21 protein-coding genes and 4 tRNA genes are annotated in these 23,927 nt (G+C 61.8%); 5 read left to right on the forward strand and 20 right to left on the reverse strand.

Annotated elements, in window-relative coordinates:
• The first annotated feature begins 115 nt into the window (after nt 1-115).
• Genes ATH90_RS18565 through ATH90_RS18570 form a run of 3 tightly spaced genes read left to right on the forward strand, consistent with a single transcriptional unit; the run spans nt 116 to nt 2,006 of the window.
• A complete protein-coding gene (locus tag ATH90_RS18565; protein WP_098466988.1) occupies nt 116-331 on the forward strand; it encodes a hypothetical protein in 216 nt (71 codons plus the stop codon).
• Between the two features lie 9 nt (nt 332-340).
• A complete protein-coding gene (locus ATH90_RS29165) occupies nt 341-526 on the forward strand; it encodes a hypothetical protein (RefSeq protein WP_105162577.1) in 186 nt (61 codons plus the stop codon).
• Between the two features lie 58 nt (nt 527-584).
• A complete protein-coding gene (locus tag ATH90_RS18570; protein WP_098467698.1) occupies nt 585-2,006 on the forward strand; it encodes an MFS transporter in 1,422 nt (473 codons plus the stop codon).
• 86 nt (nt 2,007-2,092) lie between these two features.
• Here ATH90_RS18570 and ATH90_RS18575 read toward each other — a convergent pair.
• Nucleotides 2,093-2,169 (reverse strand) — tRNA-Val (locus tag ATH90_RS18575).
• Nucleotides 2,170-2,353: 184 nt separating this feature from the next.
• Here ATH90_RS18575 and ATH90_RS18580 point away from each other — a divergent pair.
• The gene (locus ATH90_RS18580) at nt 2,354-3,637 is read left to right on the forward strand and encodes an NAD(P)/FAD-dependent oxidoreductase (RefSeq protein ID WP_098466989.1); all 1,284 of its coding nucleotides are present in this window, start codon (nt 2,354-2,356) and stop codon (nt 3,635-3,637) included.
• A gap of 180 nt (nt 3,638-3,817) precedes the next feature.
• Here the strand turns inward: ATH90_RS18580 and ATH90_RS18585 are convergent.
• The 19 genes from ATH90_RS18585 to leuC all read right to left on the reverse strand — a co-directional run bounded on the left by ATH90_RS18585 (nt 3,818) and on the right by leuC (nt 22,844).
• Nucleotides 3,818-3,894: transfer RNA gene (locus ATH90_RS18585), tRNA-Asp, on the reverse strand.
• Nucleotides 3,895-3,999: 105 nt separating this feature from the next.
• A tRNA-Asp gene (locus ATH90_RS18590) sits at nt 4,000-4,076 on the reverse strand.
• Nucleotides 4,077-4,131: 55 nt separating this feature from the next.
• Nucleotides 4,132-4,207, reverse strand: a tRNA-Val gene (locus ATH90_RS18595).
• Between the two features lie 107 nt (nt 4,208-4,314).
• Nucleotides 4,315-5,079 (reverse strand): SDR family oxidoreductase, encoded by a 765-nt coding sequence (locus tag ATH90_RS18600; RefSeq protein WP_034107583.1) that lies wholly within the window; start codon nt 5,077-5,079, stop codon nt 4,315-4,317.
• Nucleotides 5,080-5,090: 11 nt separating this feature from the next.
• Nucleotides 5,091-6,302 carry an O-succinylhomoserine sulfhydrylase gene (locus ATH90_RS18605; protein ID WP_034107585.1) on the reverse strand — a complete coding sequence of 404 codons (1,212 nt, stop codon included), beginning with the start codon at nt 6,300-6,302 and terminating at the stop codon, nt 5,091-5,093.
• Between the two features lie 65 nt (nt 6,303-6,367).
• Entirely contained in the window at nt 6,368-7,873 is a 1,506-nt protein-coding gene (purF, locus tag ATH90_RS18610) for an amidophosphoribosyltransferase (protein ID WP_034107587.1), read from the reverse strand.
• A 41-nt stretch (nt 7,874-7,914) separates the two neighbouring features.
• On the reverse strand, nt 7,915-8,472 hold the full coding sequence (locus tag ATH90_RS18615) for a CvpA family protein (protein ID WP_003192538.1): 558 nt from the start codon (nt 8,470-8,472) through the stop codon (nt 7,915-7,917).
• 258 nt (nt 8,473-8,730) lie between these two features.
• Nucleotides 8,731-9,393 (reverse strand): SPOR domain-containing protein, encoded by a 663-nt coding sequence (locus ATH90_RS18620; RefSeq protein ID WP_034107589.1) that lies wholly within the window; start codon nt 9,391-9,393, stop codon nt 8,731-8,733.
• Nucleotides 9,377-10,684, reverse strand: coding sequence for a bifunctional tetrahydrofolate synthase/dihydrofolate synthase (gene folC / locus ATH90_RS18625; RefSeq protein ID WP_098466990.1), 1,308 nt, complete (start codon nt 10,682-10,684; stop codon nt 9,377-9,379). Before folC ends, ATH90_RS18620 begins: the two co-directional genes overlap by 17 nt.
• Entirely contained in the window at nt 10,681-11,601 is a 921-nt protein-coding gene (accD, locus tag ATH90_RS18630) for an acetyl-CoA carboxylase, carboxyltransferase subunit beta (protein ID WP_034107593.1), read from the reverse strand. The genes folC and accD overlap by 4 nt, the downstream gene beginning before the upstream one ends.
• A gap of 243 nt (nt 11,602-11,844) precedes the next feature.
• Nucleotides 11,845-12,477: a phosphoribosylanthranilate isomerase gene (locus ATH90_RS18635; protein ID WP_034107595.1), complete on the reverse strand. Its 633-nt coding sequence runs from the start codon at nt 12,475-12,477 to the stop codon at nt 11,845-11,847.
• Nucleotides 12,478-12,540: 63 nt separating this feature from the next.
• Nucleotides 12,541-13,365 carry a tRNA pseudouridine(38-40) synthase TruA gene (truA, locus tag ATH90_RS18640; RefSeq protein WP_025856449.1) on the reverse strand — a complete coding sequence of 275 codons (825 nt, stop codon included), beginning with the start codon at nt 13,363-13,365 and terminating at the stop codon, nt 12,541-12,543.
• A gap of 213 nt (nt 13,366-13,578) precedes the next feature.
• Nucleotides 13,579-16,146 carry a motility hub landmark protein FimV gene (locus ATH90_RS18645; RefSeq protein WP_098466991.1) on the reverse strand — a complete coding sequence of 856 codons (2,568 nt, stop codon included), beginning with the start codon at nt 16,144-16,146 and terminating at the stop codon, nt 13,579-13,581.
• A gap of 162 nt (nt 16,147-16,308) precedes the next feature.
• Nucleotides 16,309-17,319 (reverse strand): aspartate-semialdehyde dehydrogenase, encoded by a 1,011-nt coding sequence (locus tag ATH90_RS18650; protein ID WP_069077836.1) that lies wholly within the window; start codon nt 17,317-17,319, stop codon nt 16,309-16,311.
• A 238-nt stretch (nt 17,320-17,557) separates the two neighbouring features.
• Nucleotides 17,558-18,670: an aspartate-semialdehyde dehydrogenase gene (gene asd, locus ATH90_RS18655; protein WP_034107599.1), complete on the reverse strand. Its 1,113-nt coding sequence runs from the start codon at nt 18,668-18,670 to the stop codon at nt 17,558-17,560.
• A gap of 64 nt (nt 18,671-18,734) precedes the next feature.
• Nucleotides 18,735-19,817, reverse strand: a complete 1,083-nt coding sequence (leuB, locus tag ATH90_RS18660; protein ID WP_029294134.1) for a 3-isopropylmalate dehydrogenase — start codon at nt 19,815-19,817, stop codon at nt 18,735-18,737.
• A gap of 53 nt (nt 19,818-19,870) precedes the next feature.
• Nucleotides 19,871-20,635: a class I SAM-dependent methyltransferase gene (locus ATH90_RS18665; protein WP_098466992.1), complete on the reverse strand. Its 765-nt coding sequence runs from the start codon at nt 20,633-20,635 to the stop codon at nt 19,871-19,873.
• Between the two features lie 135 nt (nt 20,636-20,770).
• The gene (gene leuD / locus ATH90_RS18670; protein WP_034107606.1) at nt 20,771-21,415 is read right to left on the reverse strand and encodes a 3-isopropylmalate dehydratase small subunit; all 645 of its coding nucleotides are present in this window, start codon (nt 21,413-21,415) and stop codon (nt 20,771-20,773) included.
• Between the two features lie 10 nt (nt 21,416-21,425).
• Nucleotides 21,426-22,844, reverse strand: a complete 1,419-nt coding sequence (gene leuC, locus ATH90_RS18675; RefSeq protein WP_034107608.1) for a 3-isopropylmalate dehydratase large subunit — start codon at nt 22,842-22,844, stop codon at nt 21,426-21,428.
• Nucleotides 22,845-22,984: 140 nt separating this feature from the next.
• On the opposite strand from leuC, the gene ATH90_RS18680 reads away from it, so the two are divergent.
• Nucleotides 22,985-23,875, forward strand: coding sequence for a LysR family transcriptional regulator (locus tag ATH90_RS18680; protein ID WP_034107609.1), 891 nt, complete (start codon nt 22,985-22,987; stop codon nt 23,873-23,875).
• The last annotated feature ends 52 nt before the right edge of the window (nt 23,876-23,927 follow it).

Genomic DNA, 23,927 nt, shown 5'->3' on the forward strand with positions numbered 1-23,927 from the left:
TTTTTTATTGTTGACCCGAAAGGTCGAGCGTCAGTGGCGGCAACTTTGCTGCCTGGGGACGGGGGGTGTCCAACAAGAAAAATTGTTGCTGCAAACCAATAAATTTTGTGGGTGATTGAACAATGCGCAGGTAGCGAGGTGTGGACAGGCCGGAAGGGATTCATGCATTTTCGCGCCGCCTGCTTATCAGGCGCGCGCACCGATTGGCTCGCGCATCTACGATACGTCCTCATCCGCCTGGGAAGGCACTGCCTCGTCCATGACGCAAAAGCCGGTGCAGGCGATTGCCAAGCCGATGATCAGCGATATCAAGCATGCCAAGGCCAAGTAAACCGACACCGTGAGCGAATTCCTCGAATTTATCTGGAGACTCATCGATGTGCTGTACAGGCTGCTTGAGCTGTCCAGCGACTACACACCTTCGCGGCGAAAACGCGTGTTTTCATTTGGGTTTGTCATGTATTTACTGCTGGTGGCGGTCGTTGAACGTGCGTTGCTGCAGTTTTCTCTTGACGGTAGCGCCTGAGGCGACCGCCCGGTATCGTCAGGCCCAAGCGACCTTCACTGAACAAGGGCCTGCACCGGTGACCTCTTCCACAACACCCGACACCCCGCTCAGCGTAAAAACCCGCTTGATAGCCCTGGTGGTCGCTGTGACCTTCTTCATGGAAAACCTCGATGCCACGGTGATCGCCACCGCCCTGCCGACCATGGCATCGGCCTTCGGGGTGACGCCGGTCGACATGAACATCGGCATCACCGCCTACATTCTCGCCGTGGCGATCTTCATCCCGCTGTCCAGCTGGGTCGCGGATCGCTTTGGTGCGCGCCGGGTCTTTGCCGGCGCGATCATCGTCTTCACCCTCGCCTCGCTGCTTTGCGGGTTGAGCCAGAGCCTTGAAATGTTCATCTTTGCCCGCGTGCTGCAGGGCATCGGTGGCGCGCTGATGGTGCCTGTAGGGCGTTTGGCGGTGCTGCGCAATACCGACAAAAAAGACTTGGTGAACATGATCGCGATCATCACCTGGCCAGGGCTGGTGGCGCCGATTCTGGGGCCATTGGCGGGCGGATTGATCGTGACACATGCCTCGTGGCCGTGGATTTTCTACGTAAACCTGCCGCTGGGCGCCGTGGCACTGGCCGCCGCGCTGTGGCTGGTGCCGGAAGGCCGTGAGGCCAGCGTGCGCCCGTTCGATGCCAAGGGCTTTTTGCTGCTGGCAGGTGCCTGCGTGGCATTGCTGGGTGGGCTGGAATGGCTGGGCAGCCAGGCCGGCGAAATGCTCATCCCCGGCGCAGGGCTGGTAGCGGCGGGCTTAGTGCTTTCGGTGTGGGCCGTGCGCCATTGCCGACATTCCTCCGATTCTTTGTTGCCGCTGGAAACGCTGTCCATCAATACCTTCCGCGTCAGCCTCTATGGCGGCTCAATGTTCCGCCTGGCCATCAGCGCCGTCCCCTTCTTGCTGCCGCTGCTGTTCCAGGTTGCCTTCGGCTTGTCCCCGGTGGACGCGGGCTTGTTGGTGCTGGCGGTATTCGCCGGCAACCTGGCGATGAAGCCCTTTACCACGGCCATCATGCAGCGCTTCGGGTTTCGCAAGGTGCTGATGGTGAATGGGGTGATCGGTGTGGTGTCGATCGCCGCCTGCGCCTTGTTCACGGCACAAACACCGTTTGCCGTGATTGCGGCGGTGTTGTTTGTGGGCGGCCTGTCACGCTCGATGCAGTTCACCTGCTACAACTCGATTGGCTTTGCCGACGTGCCCAAAGCGCGCATGAGCGAAGCGTCGGCGTTGTTCAGCATGTCGTTCCAGCTGGCGATGGGGATGGGTGTGACGGTGGCCGCGCTGTTGTTGCGTGCATCCATGACCGTGCAGGGGCATGAGGTTCAGGCGCAGGTTGCGGATTTCCGAGTGGCGTTTATCGGCGTGGCGGTGCTGGGGGTGTTGGCGTTGGTGGATGTGTATCGGTTACCGAGGCAGGCTGGGGAAAGTGTGCTGAAGCGAAGTTAAGCAGGAGATTGCCAAATCCCGGGCAACAAAAAAGGGCCCACCTTTCGGTGAGCCCTTCTAGACCGCCCAGCAGAGCGGATTTTGTTTGGTAGGCGCGATTGGACTCGAACCAACGACCCCCACCATGTCAAGGTGGTGCTCTAACCAACTGAGCTACGTGCCTGCTGTGAGGCGGCATTCTACGGAATTCCGGAGGGGTGTCAACATCTTTTTTGCAGCTAAGCCTATGAATATGCGAATTTTTTATTTGCGTGGGGGACGCCCGTGAATTTCGGGTGGCTGGCAGGCAATTTTCAACTCAGGTAGGATCGGCTCACTCGTAAAAAATATAAAACAGAGGTTCCAGGATGGCGAACACCCCCTACCCCCAGTCGTATTACGCCGCTTCCGCGAATGCCGCTCCTCCTCGCCCGATGCTGCAAGGCGAGGTCGAAACCGATGTGTGCGTGATTGGCGCCGGCTACACCGGCCTTTCCAGTGCGCTGTTCCTGCTGGAGAACGGTTTTCGCGTGACGGTGCTGGAGGCCGCCAAGGTGGGTTTTGGCGCCTCGGGCCGCAACGGCGGGCAGATCGTCAACAGCTACAGCCGTGATATCGATGTGATCGAGCGCAGCGTCGGGCCCAAGCAGGCGCAACTGCTGGGGCAGATGGCGTTTGAGGGCGGCAAGATCATTCGCGAGCGGGTGGCCAGGTATCAGATCCAGTGCGACTTGAAGGACGGTGGCGTGTTCGCCGCCCTCAACAGCAAGCACATGGGCCATCTGGAATCACAGAAGCGCCTGTGGGAGCGCTACGGCCATACGCAACTGGAACTGCTGGACGAGCGCCGCATCCGCGAAGTGGTGGCCTGTGACAACTATGTGGGCGGCTTGCTGGACATGAGCGGCGGGCATATCCACCCGCTCAACCTGGCACTGGGCGAAGCGGCTGCCGTGGAATCCCTGGGCGGTACGATCTACGAACAATCGGCAGCGGTACGTATCGAACGTGGCGCCAGCCCGGTGGTGCACACCGCCGAAGGCAAGGTCAGGGCCAAGTTCATCATCGTCGCGGGCAATGCCTACCTGGGCAACCTGGTGCCAGAGCTGGCAGCCAAGTCCATGCCCTGCGGCACACAAGTGATCACCACGGCACCCTTGGGCGACGAACTGGCGCAAACGCTGCTGCCGCAGGATTACTGCGTCGAAGACTGCAACTACCTGCTCGACTACTATCGCCTCACCAGCGACAAGCGCCTGATCTTCGGCGGTGGCGTGGTGTATGGCGCGCGCGACCCGGCGAATATCGAGGCGATCATTCGTCCGAAGATGCTCAAGGCCTTCCCGCAGCTCAAGGATGTGAAGATCGACTACGCCTGGACCGGCAATTTCCTGCTGACCCTGTCGCGCTTGCCGCAGGTGGGGCGCCTGGGCGACAACATCTATTACTCACAGGGCTGCAGCGGCCATGGCGTGACGTACACGCATTTGGCGGGCAAGGTACTGGCCGAAGCCCTCAGAGGTCAGGCAGAGCGATTTGATGCGTTTGCCGACTTGCCGCACTACCCGTTCCCGGGCGGGCAATTGTTGCGCACGCCGTTTGCGGCGATGGGGGCCTGGTATTACGGTTTGCGCGATAAATTGGGGTTCTGAGCCAACTCAATGATGAGAGCGAGCTTGCTCGCTCCCACATTATTTGACCGAGACAGAGCCAAGGGGCAAATCGCAGACACAAAAAACCCCGGTCTTTCGACCAGGGTCTTTGCTATCGGATCAAAGTAGCCAGAGGCTTTCTTTGTGCTTCAAGGCGTTCAGTGGGCCTTGAGGCAGATATGGCGCAGCGGACGGGACTCGAACCCGCGACCCCCGGCGTGACAGGCCGGTATTCTAACCGACTGAACTACCGCTGCGTATCGCTTGACCGGCCGAGGTCAAACCCTCGCCCGTCTTGAAACATCTGATCGACCAGCCTTGGCTGTTCAATCTCAAGCCCGACACATCGGACCTGGAAAATATGGCGCAGCGGACGGGACTCGAACCCGCGACCCCCGGCGTGACAGGCCGGTATTCTAACCGACTGAACTACCGCTGCGCGTCGGTGCAACCTTTAACGTTGCGTCTTGCCCTAGGGCAGAACTCTCAAGAAGTGGTGGGTGATGACGGGATCGAACCGCCGACCCTCTGCTTGTAAGGCAGATGCTCTCCCAGCTGAGCTAATCACCCTTTGCTTCGTTGAGGCCGCGAAATTTACGCAGGTAGCGGACCTAAGTCAATAGCCCGCTTGAAGTTTTTCTGAAAAAGACAAAATAGCTTCAAGACGGCTACCCGCCCTACTCGCTGTAAATCATCTTCTTGCTCATGCCACCGTCCACGACAAACTCTTGCCCGGTGACAAACCCCGCCTGACGCGACAGCAACCATGCGACCATCGCCGCCACGTCTTCTACGGTACCCACCCGGCCCGCCGGATGCTGGGCGTGATCGGTATCGCTCAACGGCTCGGCGCGACGGGCCGCAGGATCACGCGCATCGATCCAGCCAGGGCTGACCGCATTCACCCGGACTTCCGGCCCCAGGCTCATCGCCAAGGCATGCGTCAGGGCCAGCAGGCCACCTTTGCTCGCCGCATAGGCCTCGGTGTCCGGCTCCGACTGGCGAGCCCGGGTCGAAGCCAGGTTGACGATGGCACCGCCATGGGCACGCAGATACGGCGCGCAGTGCTTGGCCAATAACATCGGCCCACTGAGGTTCACGGCGAGCACTCGGTTCCAGTAGGCCAGGTCGAGGCTTTCCAGGGTGATGTTGCGCGGGTCGGCCACGGCCGCGTTGCAGACCAACGCGTCCAGCCGCCCAAACTGCCCCAATACTTCGGCGACACCCTGGGCCACTTGCTTCTCGTCGGCCACGTCCATGCTGATAAACCAGGCGTTTTCGCCCAGCACCTTGGACACCTTGGACCCACGCTCGCGGTCCAGGTCGGTCAACACCACCTGCCAGCCTTCACTGATCAGCCACGCGGCAATCCCGAGACCAATGCCCCGGGCCGCGCCCGTGACCAGCGCGACACGCCCGTTACCGGCGGCCGCGGCTTCCATGGACCACTCGATCACAAGGCCGCCAGCCCGCGAGCCAGGTCAGCTTGCAAGTCAGCGACGTCTTCCAGGCCGACCGCAATGCGGATCAGGCTGTCACGGATACCTGCCGCTTCACGCTCCTGTGGCGCCAGACGACCGTGGGACGTGGTGCTCGGGTGGGTAATGGTGGTCTTGCTGTCACCCAGGTTGGCCGTGATGGAGATCAGGCGCGTCGCATCGATAAAGCGCCAGGCGCCCTCTTTGCCACCCTTCACTTCAAAGCTCACCACAGCACCGAAACCACGCTGCTGGCGCTGGGCCAACGCGTGTTGCGGGTGACTCTTGAGGCCGGCGTAATGCACCTTCTCGATACCGTCCTGCTGTTCCAGCCACTCGGCCAGCGCCTGGGCGTTGGCGCAGTGGGCCTTCATGCGCAGGCTGAGGGTTTCCAGGCCCTTGAGGAAGATCCAGGCGTTGAACGGACTCAAGGTCGGGCCAGCCGTGCGCAGGAAGCCGACCACTTCCTTCATCTGCTCGCCGCGACCCGCGACCACACCGCCCATGCAACGACCCTGGCCGTCGATGAACTTGGTGGCCGAATGCACGACAATGTCAGCGCCCAGCTTCAACGGCTGCTGCAGCGCCGGGGTGCAGAAGCAGTTATCGACCACCAGCATGGCGCCCTTGGCATGCGCCACTTCGGACAACGCAGCGATATCCACCAGCTCGGCCAATGGGTTGGATGGCGACTCGACGAACAGCAACTTGGTGTTGGCCTTGATCGCTGCCTCCCAGCCGGACAGGTCCGCCAGGGGCACATAGTCCACTTCGATGCCAAAGCGCTTGAAGTACTTCTCGAACAGGCTGATGGTGGAACCAAACACACTACGCGATACCAGCACATGGTCGCCGGCACTGCACAGGCTCATCACCACGGCCAGGATTGCTGCCATGCCGGTCGCCGTGGCCACCGCTTGCTCGGCACCTTCCAATGCCGCGATACGCTCTTCGAACGCACGCACCGTCGGGTTGGTATAACGCGAATAAACGTTGCCCGGCACTTCACCAGCAAAACGCGCAGCGGCGTCGGCCGCCGTGCGGAACACATAGCTGGACGTGAAGAACATCGGGTCACCGTGCTCACCTTCCGGGGTGCGGTGCTGGCCGGCGCGCACAGCCAGGGTATCGAAAGCTACGCCATCGAGGTCGCTGTCCAAGCGACCAGCATCCCATTCCTGACTCATGCTGCGACTCCTTACTCAATTCTTTATTTAAGATACAAAACCGGCCCCTCAGGGCCGGTTGTCACTCAGTTGTTGTACAGGTCGATGATCGCGCTGACCGCCTGGGTCTTGATCTTCGACGAGTCGTTCCGCGCCTGCTCGATCTTGTTCAGGTAGGCGTCGTCGACGTCACCGGTCACGTACTTGCCGTCGAACACGGCGCAGTCGAACTGGTCGATCTTGATCTTGCCACCGCCGACCGCTTCGATCAGGTCCGGCAGGTCTTGATAGATCAGCCAATCGGCACCGATCAAGTCAGCCACGTCCTGGGTCGAACGGTTGTGAGCGATCAGCTCGTGGGCGCTCGGCATGTCGATACCGTACACGTTCGGGTAACGCACGGCAGGCGCTGCGGAACAGAAGTAGACGTTCTTCGCACCGGCTTCGCGGGCCATCTGGATGATCTGCTTGCAGGTGGTGCCACGTACGATGGAGTCATCCACCAGCATCACGTTCTTGCCGCGGAATTCCAGCTCGATGGCGTTGAGCTTCTGGCGTACCGACTTCTTGCGCGCAGCCTGGCCAGGCATGATGAAGGTCCGGCCAATGTAGCGGTTCTTCACGAAGCCTTCGCGGAACTTGACACCCAGGTGGTTGGCCAACTCCAGCGCAGCGGTACGGCTGGTGTCCGGGATCGGGATCACCACGTCAATGTCGTGCTCGGGACGCTCGCGCAGGATCTTCTCGGCCAGCTTCTCGCCCATGCGCAGGCGCGCCTTGTACACCGAAACGCCGTCGATGATCGAATCCGGACGCGCCAGGTAGACGTGTTCGAAGATGCACGGGGTGAGTTTCGGCGCCACGGCGCACTGGCGGGTGTGCAGCTTGCCATCTTCAGTGATGTACACCGCTTCGCCTGGCGCGAGGTCGCGGATCAGGGTGAAGCCCAGCACGTCCAGGGACACGCTTTCGGAAGCGATCATGTACTCGACGCCTTCGTCGGTGTGACGCTGGCCGAACACGATCGGGCGAATGCCGTGGGGGTCACGGAAGCCGACGATGCCATAACCGGTGACCATGGCCACCACTGCATAACCACCGACGCAACGGTTGTGCACATCGGTGACGGCGGCGAACACGTCTTCTTCGGTCGGCTGCAGCTTGCCGCGCTGGGCCAGCTCGTGGGCGAACACGTTGAGCAGCACTTCCGAGTCGGAACTGGTGTTGACGTGGCGCAGGTCAGATTCGTAAATCTCCTTGGCCAGCTGTTCAACGTTGGTCAGGTTACCGTTGTGCGCCAGGGTAATGCCGTAAGGCGAGTTGACGTAAAACGGTTGAGCTTCGGCCGAAGTCGAGCTACCGGCAGTCGGGTAACGCACATGGCCAATGCCCATGTGCCCGACCAGGCGCTGCATGTGACGCTGGTGGAACACGTCACGTACCAGGCCATTGTCCTTGCGCAGGAATAACCGGCCGTCGTGGCTGGTCACAATACCGGCAGCGTCCTGGCCGCGGTGCTGGAGGACGGTTAGCGCGTCATACAGCGCCTGATTGACGTTCGACTTACCGACGATACCGACGATGCCACACATGCGACGCAACCCCTACTTAATGAATCTTGACTGAACACAGCTTACTGAGGCGTTTTGGCCGGTAAGAGGTGTTCCTTGAACGGAAGATCAGCGGGTACGCTGATTCCGCTGGCCAGCCACTGACTGCTCCACCCCAGAATGAGGTTCTTGGACCAATCTGCAACCAATAGAAATTTTGGCACGAGTACCGACTCCTGCCACCACGAATCCTGCTGTACCGGCCCCAGGCTCAACAGCCCGACCGCCACGACCACCAGCAACGCGCCTCGCGCGGCGCCGAAGGCCATGCCGAGAAATCGATCGGTCCCGGAGAGGCCGGTGACACGTATCAACTCGCCAATAAGATAATTGACCATTGCTCCCACCAGCAGCGTGGCGATGAACATGATGGCGCAGCCCGCGATGACGCGAGCCGAAGGTGTCTCGATGTATCCGGCCAGGTAGACCGACAATGAACCGCCGAACATCCAGGCTACGACTCCTGCGATGATCCAGGTCAGCAACGACAGTGCTTCTTTTACGAAGCCGCGGCTTAGACTGATCAAAGCGGAGATGGCGACGATGGCAACGATCGCCCAATCAACCCAGGTAAATGGCACGTTTGAGCCTACGGACGGATAAGGCGGCGCATTTTAGCAGAGCGTCGGGCTGTCGGTAAGCTGTGATTGTCAGTGCCTTGCAAATCAGTAGTTTGGGGCGAGCGAATCCGATCTCAACCCCATCACCAAACCAATGTGGGAGCGGGCTTGCTCGCGAATGCGGTGGGCCAGTGACAAATACGTCAACTGATCCACCCTATTCGCGGGCAAGCCCGCTCCCACATTTGAAGCGCATGGCCAACCGCAGTCGGCAGTTGCTCAGCCGCGCTCAGGCTGGAAACGGGTCACGAAACCCTTGAGGTTCTGCTGGCGATCCAGCAGGTCCCGCAGGCGGTCCGCCTCGGCACGCTCGATCAGCGGACCGATAAATACGCGGTTCTTGCCGTCGGCGCTACGGATATAGGCGTTATAGCCCTGGCTACGCAGTTTCTTCTGCAGGGCGTCGGCACCTTCGCGATTACCCAGGCTGGCCACCTGGATCGACCAACTGATGGGCAAGCCATTCGGATCGATACGGCTCTGCCCCACATCCGGCTTGCCGGGGGCGGCAGGTTGCGGTGCGACCGGTTTGGGCGCAGGTGCGGGCGCAGCAGGCTTCGCGGCGACAACCGGCGCGGTGGGCGCTGGCTTGACCACGGGCACACTAGGTTGCACCGGCATCGACGGTGCCTGCTGTGCAGCCACCTCCTCATCGGTCGGTACGGGCTCTTCTTCCGGCAACGCCTGGGGCTCAGGCACCACCACCGGCTCAACCTGAACCTGAGGCACTGCGGGCGCCTGGGGGGCGGCCGGGGCTTCGACAACCACCTGACGCTCTTCGTCCTGGCGAGAGAACAACATCGGCAGGAAAATCACCGCCAATGCCACCAGAACCAGGGCTCCGACCATTCGCTGCTTGTATGCGCTATCCAGTAATGCCATGTGCAGCTTCCTCCGTGGAGCGCCGGGCCAACCACTCAAGCGCCTCGGCAACACAATAAAATGACCCGAACAACAGAATCTCATCATCGGGCGTGGCAATGGCGCACTGTGCTTCAAGGGCATCGGTCACGCTTGCATACGACGCCACCGGTGCACCAAGGTTCTGCAAGGCCACTTCCAGCTCAGCGGCCGGACGGCCGCGCGGCGTATCCAGCGGCGCTACGGCCCAGGCGTGGACATTGCCGAGCAAGGGCGCGACCACGCCTTCCAGGTCCTTGTCGACCAGCAAGCCAAATACGGCGAGGCGACGACCGACCGGCGGCGTGCGTGACAGGCGCTGCGCCAGGTACTCGGCCGCATGCGGGTTATGCCCCACATCCAGCAGCAGGTTCAGGCGCTTGCCCTGCCATTCGAACTCGCGACGATCCAGGCGCCCTGTCACGCGCGTCGCCAGCAAGGTGGCGGCGATCTGCTCGGCATTCCACGGCAGATCCAGCAGCAGATACGCCTGCAGCGCAAGCGCGGCGTTTTCCATCGGCAGGTTCAGCAGCGGCAGGTCGCGCAGCGCTACAGCCTGGCCGCGGGCATCGTGCCCCTGCCATTGCCAGCACTGTTCACCGATCTCAAGGTTGAATTCGCGGCCGCGCAGGAAAAACGGGCAGTCCAGCTCGCGCACCTTATCCAGCAGGGTGTGCGGCGGATCCACGTCACCACACAGGGCAGGCTTGCCCTGGCGGAAGATCCCGGCTTTTTCATAGGCCACGGATTCGCGGGTATTGCCCAGGTAGTCGGCATGGTCCACACCAATACTGGTGACCAGCGCCAGATCGGCGTCCACCACGTTGACCGTATCCAGGCGCCCACCCAGGCCGACTTCCAGCACCACCACATCCAGTTGCGCACGCTCGAACAGCCAGAACGCCGCCAGGGTGCCCATCTCGAAGTAAGTCAGGGAAGTCTCGCCTCGGCCAGCATCGAGTGCGGCGAAGGCCTCGCAGAGTTGCTCATCAGTGGCTTCGACGCCATTGAGCTGCACCCGCTCGTTGTAACGCAGCAGGTGCGGGGAATTGTAGACGCCAACTTTCAGGCCTTGGGCCTGCAGCAGCGCCGCGACAAAGGCACAGGTAGAGCCCTTGCCGTTGGTGCCGGTCACCGTGATCACGCGCGGTGCCGGCCGGCCCAACCCAAGGCGGGCCGCTACCTGTTGCGAGCGCTCCAGGCCCATGTCGATGGCGGACGGATGCAACTGCTCAAGGTAGGCGAGCCACTCGCCCAGGGTACGCTGGGTCATAGGTTCGCAGGCACCGGCGGAACAACGATCGGCTCGACTTTAGGCGCGACGTAGACTGGGGTCGGCAGGCCCATCATTTGTGCCAGCAGGTTGCCCAGGCGTGGACGCAGCTCGCCGCGCGGGATGATCAGGTCGATCGCACCGTGCTCCAGCAGGAACTCGCTGCGCTGGAAGCCTTCTGGCAGTTTTTCACGCACGGTCTGCTCGATCACGCGCGGGCCGGCAAAGCCGATCAGTGCCTTTGGCTCGCCAACGATCACGTCACCCAGCATTGCCAAGCTGGCGGATACGCCGCCGTAGACCGGGTCGGTCAGTACGGAGATGAACGGGATGCCTTCTTCACGCAGACGCGCCAGCACCGCAGAGGTCTTGGCCATTTGCATCAGGGAGATCAGGGCTTCCTGCATGCGCGCGCCACCGGAGGCGGCGAAGCAGATCATCGGGCAACGGTTTTCCAGGGCGTAGTTGGCGGCGCGAACAAAGCGCTCACCGACGATGGCACCCATGGAACCGCCCATGAACGAGAACTCGAACGCCGACACCACGACAGGCATGCCCAGCAGCTTGCCGCTGACGGAAATCAACGCGTCTTTCTCACCGGTCTGCTTCTGCGCAGCGCTCAGGCGGTCCTTGTACTTCTTGCCGTCGCGGAACTTGAGACGGTCAACCGGTTCCAGGTCGGCGCCCAGCTCGTTGCGGCCTTCGGCGTCCAGGAAGATGTCGATGCGGGCGCGGGCGCCGATACGCATGTGGTGGTTGCACTTGGGGCAAACGTCCAAGGTCTTTTCCAGCTCCGGGCGGTAGAGCACCGCGTCGCAGGATGGGCACTTGTGCCACAGACCTTCAGGAACCGAGCTTTTCTTCACCTCGGAACGCATGATCGAAGGGATCAGTTTGTCTACTAACCAGTTGCTCATGCTTTCTTTCTCCAGTACCGGTGGCTTGAACACAGCCCCGCGTATGCCCTTGAGCTAAATTCATATGTGGCGATGACGCATGCTGGACGGGGTCAGACGTTCGACCGGCCTGTTCCCGCATGTATCCTCAGCCTTCCAGACAACCTGCCAGCGCAGGGTGCCACTTCATGTCCGGGCTACCCACAGGTGGCACCGGGCTGTTTTACACAGTGGTAGTTATGGACGGCGGCAGACTGCCAGCCGTCACATCCCTCCGCTGCTGTTGCGCACGGCCTGCATGAATGCGCGAATCTTGCTGTGATCCTTGATGCCCTTGCCTTGCTCCACCCCGCCGCTGACATCCACGGCATACGGACGGACCTGCTTGATCGCCGCCCCGACATTCTCGGGGTTGAGCCCGCCGGCCAGGATGATCGGCTTGCTCAACCCGACGGGAATCAGCGACCAATCGAACGCTTCGCCGGTACCGCCAGGTACGCCTTCGACATAGGTGTCGAGCAGAATCCCGCGAGCGCCGCCATAGGCTGCACACGCCGCCGCGATGTCATCCCCGGCCTTGACGCGCAGCGCCTTGATATAGGGGCGCTGGTAGCTTTCGCACTCGTCGGGCGTTTCGTCGCCGTGGAACTGCAGCATATCCAACGGTACGGCATCCAGGGTTTCGTTGAGTTCGCAGCGGCTGGCGTTGACGAACAACCCCACGGTGGTCACGAACGGCGGCAATGCGGCGATGATCGCCCGCGCCTGCAACACATTCACCGCCCGCGGGCTCCTGGCATAAAACACGAAACCGATGGCGTCCGCCCCCGCCTCGACGGCCGCCATCGCGTCTTCTATGCGGGTAACCCCGCAAATCTTGCTGCGAACGGCTGACATGTCGTGGAAACCTCAGGGTTGGACCGATAAAGTCCCGGATGGTAACAAAAGCTTTTCCGGGCGTCAGCCGCCAAGTTCGCTGAAACCCGTGAGGAAGTGGGGGCCGATGAAACGCTCGGGCAATTCAAACTCGTCACGGTACTCAACATCCACCAGATAAAGGCCGAACGGATGGGCTGTGACGCCGCCGGTACGCCGAACACGACTTTCCAGCACTTCCTTGGCCCACTCCACCGGGCGCTCGCCAGTGCCGATGGTCATCAGCACCCCGGCGATATTGCGCACCATGTGATGCAGGAACGCGCCGGCACGGATATCCAACACGATCATTTTGCCGTGGCGGGTCACGCGCAGGTGATGGACCTCCTTGATCGGCGACTTGGCCTGGCACTGGCCGGCACGGAAGGCGCTGAAATCATGCACGCCCACCAGGTGCTGCGCCGCTTCGGCCATGCGTTCGGCGTCGAGCGGGCGGTGGTTCCAGGTGATTTCTTCGTTGAGGTGCGCCGGGCGGATCTGGTCGTTGTAGATCACATAGCGATAACGACGGGCGATCGCCTTGAAGCGCGCATGAAAATGCGCCGGCATCACCTTGGCCCAGCTGACACTGACGTCATGGGGCAAATTGATGTTAGCGCCCATCACCCAAGCCTTCATGGAGCGTTCAGCCTGGGTGTCGAAGTGCACCACCTGCCCGCACGCATGCACGCCCGCATCGGTGCGCCCGGCGCACATCAGCGACACCGGCGAATCGGCGACTTTCGACAGGGCATTCTCCAGGGTTTCCTGCACCGTCAGCACACCCGACGCCTGACGCTGCCAGCCGCGATAGCGCGAGCCTTTATATTCCACGCCCAGGGCGATGCGGTAAAAGCCTGCGGCCGCCATTTCGGCGGCCGGATTATCTATATTTGCCAAGAACTGAGAGCCTGATGAGTTGCGCAAAGGCGGCCATTATGCCGAATTGTGCAGACGCTGGCTTGCCGGCAATACCCTCCACCCGGTTTTACTGGAAGACCGGTGGGCTTGCATCGCCGGTAAGCCTGCGCCTACAAAAGCAAACGGCGACCCGAAGGTCGCCGCTGCGTCACCAATTGGCGGTTACGCCAGCCGGCCGAGCATTTCCTTGGCCTCGCCACGCTGAGTCTCGTCACCTTCGGTCAGCACTTCAGAGAGGATGTCCCGTGCGCCGTCGGCGTCGCCCATGTCGATATAGGCCTGGGCCAGGTCGAGCTTGGTAGCAACTTCGTCGGTGCCGGACAGGAAATCAAACTCCGGTTCATCATCGCCCTGTGCCGCGTCTTCGGCAGTAAAGGACGGCTCGATGGACGGATGTTCCAGGCTCTGGGACAGGCGGTCCAGCTCAGCATTGACATCGTCCAGCTCAGACGCGAACGCATCAGGCTTGGCGGGCGCTTCGGGCTCATCGGCCAGGGACAGGTCGAAGTCTTCCGGCAGGTCGAAGTCGTCCAGTGCCGCAGGCGTGAGGGTCGGCGGCTCGACGGCCGGCACATCCTTCATCTGGTCTTCGAGGCCCGACAGGAAGTCGTCATCGGACTGCGCGGAAGCCGGGGCGTCCAGCTGCAGGTCCAGGTCGAAGTCCGAGAGGTCATCGGGGTCAGCCTTGGCTTCGGTCTGCTGCTGCAGAAGCGATTCGAATGTCTGCTGATCATCCTTGACCTCAGCCGGCGATGCTTCCTCCAGATCGTCCAGGCTCAGATCGAAATCGGTATCGAACGCCTCCGGCGCAGCGGCAGCCGGCTTGTCCTCGAGCAGATCCTTGACGTATTGAGCATCCAGCGCAGCAGCGGCCACCGCAGCGCTGACGCCCGCGGCCAAGACCGCCATGGCCGGGAAACGACTCTTGAGTTGCTCGACCTGGGCATGGTTTTCACCATTGGCCACCAGTTGACGCTCCTGGGTGACAAAACCGTCCTTGTCGTTTTGCAGGCCGTAGACTTCCATCAGCTTCAGACGCAGGTCGCTGCGCTTGGGCTCATGCTTGATCGCCTGCTGTAGCACATCAGCGGCCTGGTTCAGGTGACCGCGATCGATATGGGATTGGGCTTGCGCCAGCGCATCGTTGGCGTTTACCGGAGCCACGGCAACGGCGAGCGGCGCGAGTACAGAAGCAACGGTCGGCACCGCGACGGCCGGCTCAGCCACCGGGGCCGGTGCTGGCGCGGTGGCCAGCTTGACGTTTGGCGGCGGCACTTCCAGACCTTCGAAGCTGTCTGGCGGCAGATCGTGATCAATATTCGAGGTGAATTCCGGCTCTTCAGCCAGGGCCCGTGCCATGCGCAGGTGTTTTTCCTCTTCGCGGCGCGCATTGCGGTGGCGCACCCACAACAGCAGGAGCAGCAACACCAACAAAATTGCCGCCCCACCGAGCACGCCGAGCACGACCGGATTGGTCAGCAGGTCGTTGAATTTGCCTTCGGTGGTCGCCGGTGCAGCATCGGCCTTGACCGGCTCAGGCGCTGGCGCGGCGGGCGTTGCGGCAGCGGTAGCCGGGGGTGTGGCGGTATCGGGCGCTGCCGGGGCAGGCGTCGGCTCGCCTGCCAACTGCGCAGGCATCGCCGCAGTGGCCGAAGCCGCAGGCACACCCTTCTCAGCCTGCAAACGGGCGAGTTGATCGTTTTTCAGTTGAATCAGCTTTTGCAGCTTGTCCAACTGGCTTTGCAGGTCTGCCGCGCGGCTTTTCAGCTCTTCGTTGTCGCGACGGGTGGTGTCCAGTTGCTCTTGGGTCATCGCCAGTTTGTCGCTCAGGGCCGAGCTATCGCCCGCCTTGCCTTTGGCGCCCTTCCTGGCCGCCTCGGCCGACACCAGGCTCAAGTTGTCCTTAACATTGGTGCTCGCTGGCGCGTTGCCGGCCTGGGTGCGCTTGGTGGCGTCCAGTTGCTGCTTGCCCGCCGCCGGGTTAGTGGCGGCACGCCGGCCCTGGCGCCAGGCGGCATTCTGCGCGCTCACTTCGGCAATCGCCTGGGGCTGGGGCAGTGCGGTGCTTTGTACGGTATCCGGCAGACGCAGGACCTGGCCGGTTTTCAGACGGTTGATATTGCCGTCGATAAAGGCATCCGGGTTCAGCGCCTGGATCGCCAGCATGGTCTGCTGAACCGAACCGCCGTTGCGGTTTTTCGCGGCAATTTCCCACAAGGTATCGCGGGACGTGGTGGTGTGCTGTGCGGACTTGCTCGCAGCCGGTGCGGTGCTGGCCGGCGCGGCCAGGCGCGGTGCAGGCGCGGCGGTCGTCGGAGCCGGCTGGTCGAACTTGGCCGGGTCGAGCAAGACGCTGTAGTCACGCATCAAGCGGCCACTGGGCCATTGCACCTGCAACAGGAAGCGTACGTAGGAATCAGGCAACGGCTTGCTGGAGGTGACACGCACCACGCTGCGGCCATTCGGATTGACCACCGGCGTAAAGGTCAGGTCATCCAGGAACGCCTGGCGATCAACGCCCGCGTCCACGAATGCCTGGGACGAGGCCAGGCTCGGCGTGATCTCGGACGCCGTGAGGCCCCCGACATCGAGCAACTCGATCTCCACTGCCAATGGCTGGTTCAACTTCGACTTGAGGGTCATCTCCCCCAGCTGCAGCGCCTGCGCCATACCGGAGGACAGCGCCGAGGCGGCCGCTATTGCTAACACCAGTTTGCGAACTTGAACCATAGCCTCATCCTTTGTTTGAACACTCCCCGGCCTGCGAGAAGGTTGGTAACCGCTGCCATAAGGCATGGCGAGCCGATAGGTCACCGACGCGCAACTTTTCCTGCCTGGGACCAAGCATAGCGCCTGGCTAGAATCAATCTACAAATTGCCGCCAAGTATCTTTTACGCAAGGCCTTTTATCAACAACTGCGCCAGCTGCACGGCATTCAACGCGGCGCCTTTGCGTACGTTATCTGACGTCAGCCACAGATTTAGTTCCGCCGGGTCATCCACGCCTGTGCGAACCCGCCCTACATAGACCACGTCCTGGCCGACTGCGTCGCCCACTGCCGTGGGGTAGTCGCCCTCGTCCACGCGCTCAATACCGGGGGCTGCTTCGAGTGCACGGTTCACGGCGTCAAGGTCGACCGGCGCGCCCAGTTGCAGAGACACAGTCAGGCTATCGCCAAAAAACACCGGGGCTTGAACGCACGTTGCGGAAATCTTTAGTAAAGGAGTTTCCAGTACGGCACGCAGCTCGTGTATCAGCCTTTTCTCCAGGTCGGTATGGCCCTGGGCGTCTGGCTTTCCAACTTGCGCCAGGAGGTTGAAAGCCATCTGCCGGTCGAAGAACTGCGGCTCCAGCGGACGAACATTCAACAGCTCGGCGGTTTGCCGGGCCAGCTCGCTCACGGCCTCGCGCCCCAAGGCAGACACAGCCAGGTTGGCGGTGACACTTACGCGCTGGATATCCAGCAAACCCCGCAATGGCGCGAGCACCACCGCCAGGTTGGTCGCCGACGGGCTTGGGCTGCCCACCTGGAAAGGTTTCTGCATACCCTCCAATACATGCGCATTGGCCTCGGGCACCACCTGTGGCGCCTGCTCGGCGGGCAATGCACCCGACAGATCAATCAAGGAGCAGCCCGCCGCCGTAGCGCGCGGGGCGAAACTCAAGGTGACCGCAGGGCCCGCCGCAAAGAACGCCAGTTGGACTTTACTGAAGTCGAACTCATCAACCTCCCTCACCCGCACGTTCTTGCCACGAAACGGCACCGATGCACCGGCAGAGTTGCTGCCTGCCAGCAGATGCAGGGTACCGACCGGGAAATCCAGCTCTTCGAGGATCTGCACCAGGGTTTCGCCAACGGTACCGGTGGCGCCGATCACGGCGATATCAAAGGTCTGGGTCATGGGGGCTGCCTCGGGCATTGCGGGGGGATCGGCACTTTACCGGGTGACTGGGGGTGAGGCAATTAACCCAGGGTTGTGGTGTGGCTGATGGCGCCATCGCAGGCAAGCCAGCTCCCACATCCGACGGGTTCGCCAATCAATAGGTGGGGGCCGGGCTTGCTCGCGATGGCGGCCTCGGGCACAACAAAAAACCCGCGCCTGTCACCAGTACGCGGGTTTCTCTGTTTGCTCTACGCGATCAACGCTCCAGCAGAATCCGCAGCATGCGACGCAGCGGTTCGGCAGCACCCCACAGCAGCTGGTCGCCAACGGTGAACGCGCCCAGGAACTGGCTGCCCATGTTCAGCTTGCGCAGACGGCCCACCGGTACATTCAGGGTGCCGGTGACCTTGGTCGGGCTCAGCTCCTGCATGCTGATGTCGCGGTTGTTCGGCACCAGCTTGACCCATGGGTTGTGCTGGCTGATCAACGCTTCGATATCGGCGATCGGCACGTCTTTGTTCAGCTTGATGGTCAGCGCCTGGCTGTGGCAGCGCATGGCGCCGATGCGTACGCAGATACCGTCCACCGGGATCGGGTTCTTGAAGCGGCCAAGGATCTTGTTGGTCTCGGCCTGTGCCTTCCACTCTTCGCGGCTCTGGCCGTTCGGCAGTTCTTTGTCGATCCACGGGATCAGGCTGCCGGCCAATGGCACGCCGAAGTTCTCCGTCGGGTACGCGTCGCTGCGCATGGCTTCAGCCACACGGCGGTCGATGTCGAGGATCGCACTGGCCGGGTCGGCGAGTTGATCGGCGACAGCCGCGTGGGTCGCGCCCATCTGCTTGATCAGTTCACGCATGTTCTGCGCGCCGGCACCGGAGGCCGCCTGATAAGTCATGGCACTCATCCACTCGACCAGGCCGGCTTCGAACAAGCCACCCAAGCCCATCAGCATCAAGCTGACAGTGCAGTTGCCGCCGACGTAGTTCTTGGTGCCAGCGTCCAGCTGCTGGTCGATGACCTTGCGGTTCACCGGGTCAAGGATGATCACGGCATCGTCCTGCATGCGCAGGCTCGAGGCGGCGTCGATCCAGTAACCCTGCCAGCCGGCTTCGCGCAGCTTGGGGAAGACTTCGCTGGTGTAGTCGCCACCCTGACAGGTCAGAATCACGTCGAGGGTCTTCAGCTCTTCAATGCTGTAGGCGTCCTTGAGCGGAGCAATATCCTTGCCCACGGACGGACCTTGGCCACCCACATTCGAAGTGGTGAAAAACACCGGCTCAATAAGATCGAAATCCTGCTCTTCCAGCATCCGCTGCATGAGCACGGAACCGACCATACCGCGCCAACCGATCAGACCTACACGTTTCATCGCAACTACACCTTGTTAAAAAGTGGGCCGCCTTGCAGCAACAACTGCAAGCGGGCCCGAGAGATTACAGATTCCGCAGCGCGGCGACTACTGCGTCGCCCATTTCTTGCGTACCAACCTTGGTGCAACCCTGCGACCAGATGTCGCCGGTGCGCAGGCCCTGGTCCAGCACCAGGCTCACGGCTTTCTCGATGGCATCTGCCGCTTCGCTCAGATTGAAGCTGTAACGCAGCATCATCGACACCGACAGAATCGTCGCCAGCGGGTTGGCAATGCCCTGGCCCGCGATGTCCGGCGCCGAACCGTGGCAAGGCTCGTACATGCCCTTGTTGTGGGTGTCCAGGGACGCCGACGGCAGCATGCCGATGGAGCCCGTGAGCATCGACGCCTGGTCGGAGAGGATGTCACCGAACAGGTTGTCGGTGACGATCACGTCGAACTGCTTCGGCGCGCGTACCAGTTGCATGGCGGCGTTGTCGACGTACATGTGGCTGAGTTCGACGTCGGGGTAGTCCTTGGCCACTTCTTCGACGATTTCGCGCCACAGTTGGCTGGAAGCCAACACGTTGGCTTTATCCACCGAGCAGACCTTCTTGCCACGCACCCGGGCCATGTCGAAACCGACACGGGCGATACGGCGGATTTCACTCTCGCTGTAGGGCAGCGTGTCGTAGGCCTGGCGCTCGCCATTTTCCAGCTCGCGCACGCCACGCGGCGAACCGAAGTAGATACCGCCGGTCAGCTCACGCACGATCAGGATATCCAGGCCCGCGACCACTTCCGGCTTGAGGCTCGACGCGTCGGCCAGTTGCGGGTAGAGGATGGCCGGGCGCAGGTTGCCGAACAGGCCCAGTTGCGCGCGGATTTTCAGCAGGCCGCGCTCAGGGCGGATATCACGTTCGATCTTGTCCCATTTCGGTCCACCCACGGCGCCGAGCAGCACGGCATCGGCCGCACGGGCGCGGTCCAGGGTTTCGTCGGCCAGCGGTACGCCGTGCTTGTCGATGGCGGCGCCGCCGATCACGTCGTGGCTCAGCTCGAAGCCCAGGCTGTACTTGCTGTTGGCGAGCTCCAGCACCTTGACCGCTTCGGCCATGATTTCCGGACCAATACCGTCGCCAGGGAGAATCAGAATCTGCTTGCTCATGCGTTCCTCATTTCATCAAGCGACCCGCCCGTGGGCAGGTCGGGAAAAATCAATCAGCGTTCGGCGAAGACCACCAGCACGTCGGTGCTGAAGGTGCCGTCGGCTTGGATTTCATAGTAATCACGCACTTCCTGGCCCATCGCCTGCTGCAACTCAAGGATCGCAGTACGCAGGGCTGGCGGCGTGCGCATGCGCTCGACCCAGGAGGTGTACTCCAGGCGCAAACGCTGGCGGCTGCTGTTGCGTACATGCAAGCCAGACTCGCTGAGCTGCTGCATCCATTCGGCGGCGGCATAGTCGCGCACATGGCTGGTGTCGCGCAGTACTTCGACGGTTTGCAGGTAAGTGTCCAACAGCGGGCTGCCCGGTGACAAGACGTCGACAAACGCCGCTAAGCCGCCCGGCTTGAGCACGCGGCGCACTTCACGCAGGGCCAGGCCAAGGTCGCTCCAGTGGTGGGCCGAATAACGGCTGAATACGAAGTCGAACTCGCCATCGGCGAACGGCAGGCGTTCAGCGGCGCCGTGCACGGTACGGATGTTGTCCAGGCCACGATCGACCGCTGCGGCAGCGACCACGTCGAGCATTTGCTGGGACAGGTCGTAGGCCACGACTTCATTAACCAGCGGCGCCACGTGGAAACTCACATGACCGGCACCGCACCCCAGGTCCAGCAGGCGCGCACTGCCCTGCCCGGCCAGTTCGGCCTGCAGCAGTGCGAATTCGGTGCCTTGGGCGTGCACGGCACTGCTCAGGTAAGCGCGGGCTTGCTCGCCGAATTGTTTTTGCACGACTTGGGTGTGGGCGTTGCTGGTCATGGTGGTTTCCTTAAGTTTTGTGGTGTGGGTACGGGCGCTATCGCCGGCAAGCCAACTCCCACAATTGACCGTGTTCACAGGTCAAGATGTGGGAGCGGGCTTGCCCGCGATGGGGCCCGCACGGTCTACCGCAAATCAGGCATCGCGAAACAACCAAGGCTGGCTTGCCCGGTGCTTGGCTTCGAACGCCGCAATCGCATCGCCGTCTTGCAGCGTCAGGCCGATATCATCCAGGCCATTGATCAGGCAATGCTTACGGAACGCATCCACTTCAAAGTGGTACACCTTGCCATCCGGACGGGTCACGGTTTGGGCGGCCAGGTCAACGGTCAACTGGTAGCCTTCTTGCGCCTCAACCTGCTTGAACAGCTCGTCGACTTCTTCGTCGGTCAGGATGATCGGCAACAGGCCGTTCTTGAAGCTGTTGTTGAAGAAGATGTCGGCGTAGCTCGGCGCGATGATGCTGCGAAAGCCATATTCTTCCAGGGCCCACGGCGCGTGTTCACGGCTGGAGCCGCAACCGAAGTTTTCCCGGGCCAGCAGCACGCTGGCGCCCTGGTAGCGTTCGGCGTTGAGCACGAAGTCCTTGTTCAGCGGGCGCTTGGAGTTGTCCTGGTAGGCGTAGCCCACGTCCAGGTAGCGCCACTCGTCGAACAGGTTAGGACCGAAACCGGTGCGCTTGATCGACTTCAAGAACTGCTTGGGGATGATCTGGTCGGTGTCGACGTTGGCGCGATCCAAAGGGGCGACAAGGCCAGTGTGTTGGGTAAAAGCACGCATCGGGTATTCCTCAGATCAATTCGCGAACGTCGATGAAACGACCGTTGACGGCAGCGGCGGCGGCCATGGCCGGGCTGACCAGGTGGGTACGCCCGCCGGCGCCCTGACGCCCTTCGAAGTTACGGTTGGAGGTAGACGCGCAATGCTCGCCCGACTCCAGGCGGTCCGGGTTCATCGCCAGGCACATCGAGCAGCCTGGCTCGCGCCATTCAAAACCGGCCTCGAGGAAGATCTTGTCGAGGCCCTCGGCTTCAGCCTGCGCCTTGACCAGGCCTGAACCCGGCACCACGATCGCCTGCTTGATGGTCGAGGCAACCTTGCGGCCCTTGGCAATCACGGCCGCGGCGCGCAGGTCTTCGATCCGCGAGTTGGTGCAGGAACCGATAAACACGCGATCCAGCTGGATGTCGGTGATCGCCTGGTTGGCTTTCAGGCCCATGTACTTCAACGCACGCTCGATGGAGCCGCGCTTGACCAAGTCGGCTTCCTGAGCCGGGTCCGGCACGTTCTGGTCGACGGCCAGAACCATTTCCGGCGAGGTGCCCCAGCTGACTTGCGGCTTGATCTGGGCAGCGTCGAGCTCGACCACGGTGTCGAACACCGCGTCGGCGTCGGAGACCAGGTCTTTCCAGGCTTCGACGGCGGCGTCCCAATCCGCGCCTTGCGGGGCGAATGGACGGCCTTTGACGTATTCGACGGTCTTTTCGTCCGCCGCCACCATGCCCACGCGGGCACCGGCTTCGATGGACATGTTGCAGATGGTCATGCGGCCTTCGATGGACAGGTCGCGAATCGCGCTGCCGGCGAACTCGATGGCATGGCCGTTACCGCCGGCGGTGCCGATCTTGCCGATCACGGCGAGCACGATGTCCTTGGCAGTCACGCCGAACGGCAACTTGCCTTCGACCTTCACCAACATATTCTTCATCTTCTTGGCGACCAGGCACTGGGTGGCGAACACATGTTCCACCTCGGAGGTGCCGATGCCGTGGGCCAGGGCGCCAAAGGCACCGTGGGTAGAGGTGTGGGAGTCGCCGCAGACCACGGTCATGCCCGGCAAAGTTGCGCCCTGCTCCGGACCGATCACGTGCACGATGCCTTGGCGCACGTCATTCATCTTGAATTCAGTGATGCCATATTCGTCGCAATAGTCGTCGAGGGTCTGTACCTGCAGACGCGACACCTGGTCGGCAATGGCCTCGATACCGCCTTTGCGCTCAGGGGTGGTCGGTACGTTGTGGTCCGGGGTGGCGATGATGGAGTCGACGCGCCACGGCTTGCGGCCGGCCAGTCGCAGGCCTTCGAACGCTTGGGGCGAGGTCACTTCATGGATGATGTGACGGTCGATATAGATCAGCGACGAGCCATCGTCGCGCCGTTTCACTTCATGGGAATCCCAAAGCTTGTCGTAAAGCGTTTTGCCGGCCATCAGTCGGTCCTCATCAACGGTGTTTCTCTATGCCGGGCTTTTCAATAACCCTTTGGCTTGTGAGGCTGATGGTATGGCGCTACATTAAATAACTCAAATTCATATTTTTTATGCTTTGGATTACCAACTGGAATAGCACCATGGACCTGGCCAACCTCAATGCCTTTATCGCCATCGCCGAGACTGGCAGCTTCTCCGGTGCCGGCGAGCGCCTGCACCTGACCCAACCGGCCATCAGCAAACGTATTGCCGGCCTGGAGCAACAATTGAAGGTACGGTTGTTCGATCGCCTGGGCCGTGAAGTCGGCTTGACCGAAGCCGGGCGGGCCTTGTTGCCGCGTGCCTATCAGATCCTCAACGTGCTGGACGACACCCGCCGCGCCCTCACCAACCTGACCGGTGAGGTCAGCGGCCGCCTCACACTGGCCACCAGTCACCATATCGGCCTGCACCGCCTGCCACCGATCCTGCGCACCTTTACTCGCCAATACCCCAACGTGGCGCTGGATATTCAGTTCCTCGATTCGGAAGTGGCCTACGAAGAAATCCTCCATGGCCGTGCCGAAGTGGCGGTGATCACCCTGGCGCCCGATCCCCACAACCTTGTACAGGCCACGCCGGTGTGGGATGACCCGCTGGATTTTGTGGTGGCTCCGGAGCACAGCCTCACCACCAACGGCAGCGTCAGCCTGGCTGATATCGCCGGCCACCCGGCGGTTTTCCCAGGCGGCAATACCTTTACCCACCATATTGTCAGCCGGCTGTTCGAGGCCCAGGGCCTCACGCCGAACATCGCGATGAGCACTAACTACCTGGAAACTATAAAGATGATGGTGTCCATCGGCCTGGCCTGGAGCGTCTTGCCGCGCACCATGCTCGATGATCAGGTGGCAAGTATCGCTTTGCCGGGCATACAGCTCAGTCGCCAGCTAGGCTATATCGTGCACACCGAAAGGACGCTGTCGAATGCTGCGCGGGCTTTCATGAGCCTATTGGATGCACAAGTCGATCTGCCAGGGATCCCGGCATGAAACTGTGCGCCCTCAAGGTCTGAACTGAACCGCGCCTTACGCCCATCGAGCC

Source organism: Pseudomonas lurida (assembly GCF_002563895.1).
GTDB lineage: Bacteria > Pseudomonadota > Gammaproteobacteria > Pseudomonadales > Pseudomonadaceae > Aquipseudomonas > Aquipseudomonas lurida.

Excerpts from the sequence above, each read along its gene's own strand:
- ATH90_RS18600 (WP_034107583.1), bottom strand. The coding sequence starts at position 5,079 with ATGGAAGCCGCGGCCGCCGGTAACGGGCGTGTCGCGCTGGTCACGGGC.
- ATH90_RS18635 (WP_034107595.1), bottom strand. The coding sequence starts at position 12,477 with ATGTCAGCCGTTCGCAGCAAGATTTGCGGGGTTACCCGCATAGAAGAC.
- ATH90_RS18645 (WP_098466991.1), bottom strand. The coding sequence starts at position 16,146 with ATGGTTCAAGTTCGCAAACTGGTGTTAGCAATAGCGGCCGCCTCGGCG.
- asd (WP_034107599.1), bottom strand. The coding sequence starts at position 18,670 with ATGAAACGTGTAGGTCTGATCGGTTGGCGCGGTATGGTCGGTTCCGTG.
- leuB (WP_029294134.1), bottom strand. The coding sequence starts at position 19,817 with ATGAGCAAGCAGATTCTGATTCTCCCTGGCGACGGTATTGGTCCGGAA.
- purF (WP_034107587.1), bottom strand. The coding sequence starts at position 7,873 with ATGTGTGGCATCGTCGGTATCGTCGGTAAGTCGAACGTCAATCAGGCG.
- truA (WP_025856449.1), bottom strand. The coding sequence starts at position 13,365 with ATGGCGGCCGCAGGCTTTTACCGCATCGCCCTGGGCGTGGAATATAAA.
- ATH90_RS18650 (WP_069077836.1), bottom strand. The coding sequence starts at position 17,319 with ATGACCCAGACCTTTGATATCGCCGTGATCGGCGCCACCGGTACCGTT.
- ATH90_RS18665 (WP_098466992.1), bottom strand. The coding sequence starts at position 20,635 with ATGACCAGCAACGCCCACACCCAAGTCGTGCAAAAACAATTCGGCGAG.
- ATH90_RS18580 (WP_098466989.1), top strand. The coding sequence starts at position 2,354 with ATGGCGAACACCCCCTACCCCCAGTCGTATTACGCCGCTTCCGCGAAT.
- leuD (WP_034107606.1), bottom strand. The coding sequence starts at position 21,415 with ATGCGTGCTTTTACCCAACACACTGGCCTTGTCGCCCCTTTGGATCGC.
- ATH90_RS18620 (WP_034107589.1), bottom strand. The coding sequence starts at position 9,393 with ATGGCATTACTGGATAGCGCATACAAGCAGCGAATGGTCGGAGCCCTG.
- leuC (WP_034107608.1), bottom strand. The coding sequence starts at position 22,844 with ATGGCCGGCAAAACGCTTTACGACAAGCTTTGGGATTCCCATGAAGTG.
- ATH90_RS18605 (WP_034107585.1), bottom strand. The coding sequence starts at position 6,302 with ATGAGTCAGGAATGGGATGCTGGTCGCTTGGACAGCGACCTCGATGGC.
- folC (WP_098466990.1), bottom strand. The coding sequence starts at position 10,684 with ATGACCCAGCGTACCCTGGGCGAGTGGCTCGCCTACCTTGAGCAGTTG.
- accD (WP_034107593.1), bottom strand. The coding sequence starts at position 11,601 with ATGAGCAACTGGTTAGTAGACAAACTGATCCCTTCGATCATGCGTTCC.
- ATH90_RS18680 (WP_034107609.1), top strand. The coding sequence starts at position 22,985 with ATGGACCTGGCCAACCTCAATGCCTTTATCGCCATCGCCGAGACTGGC.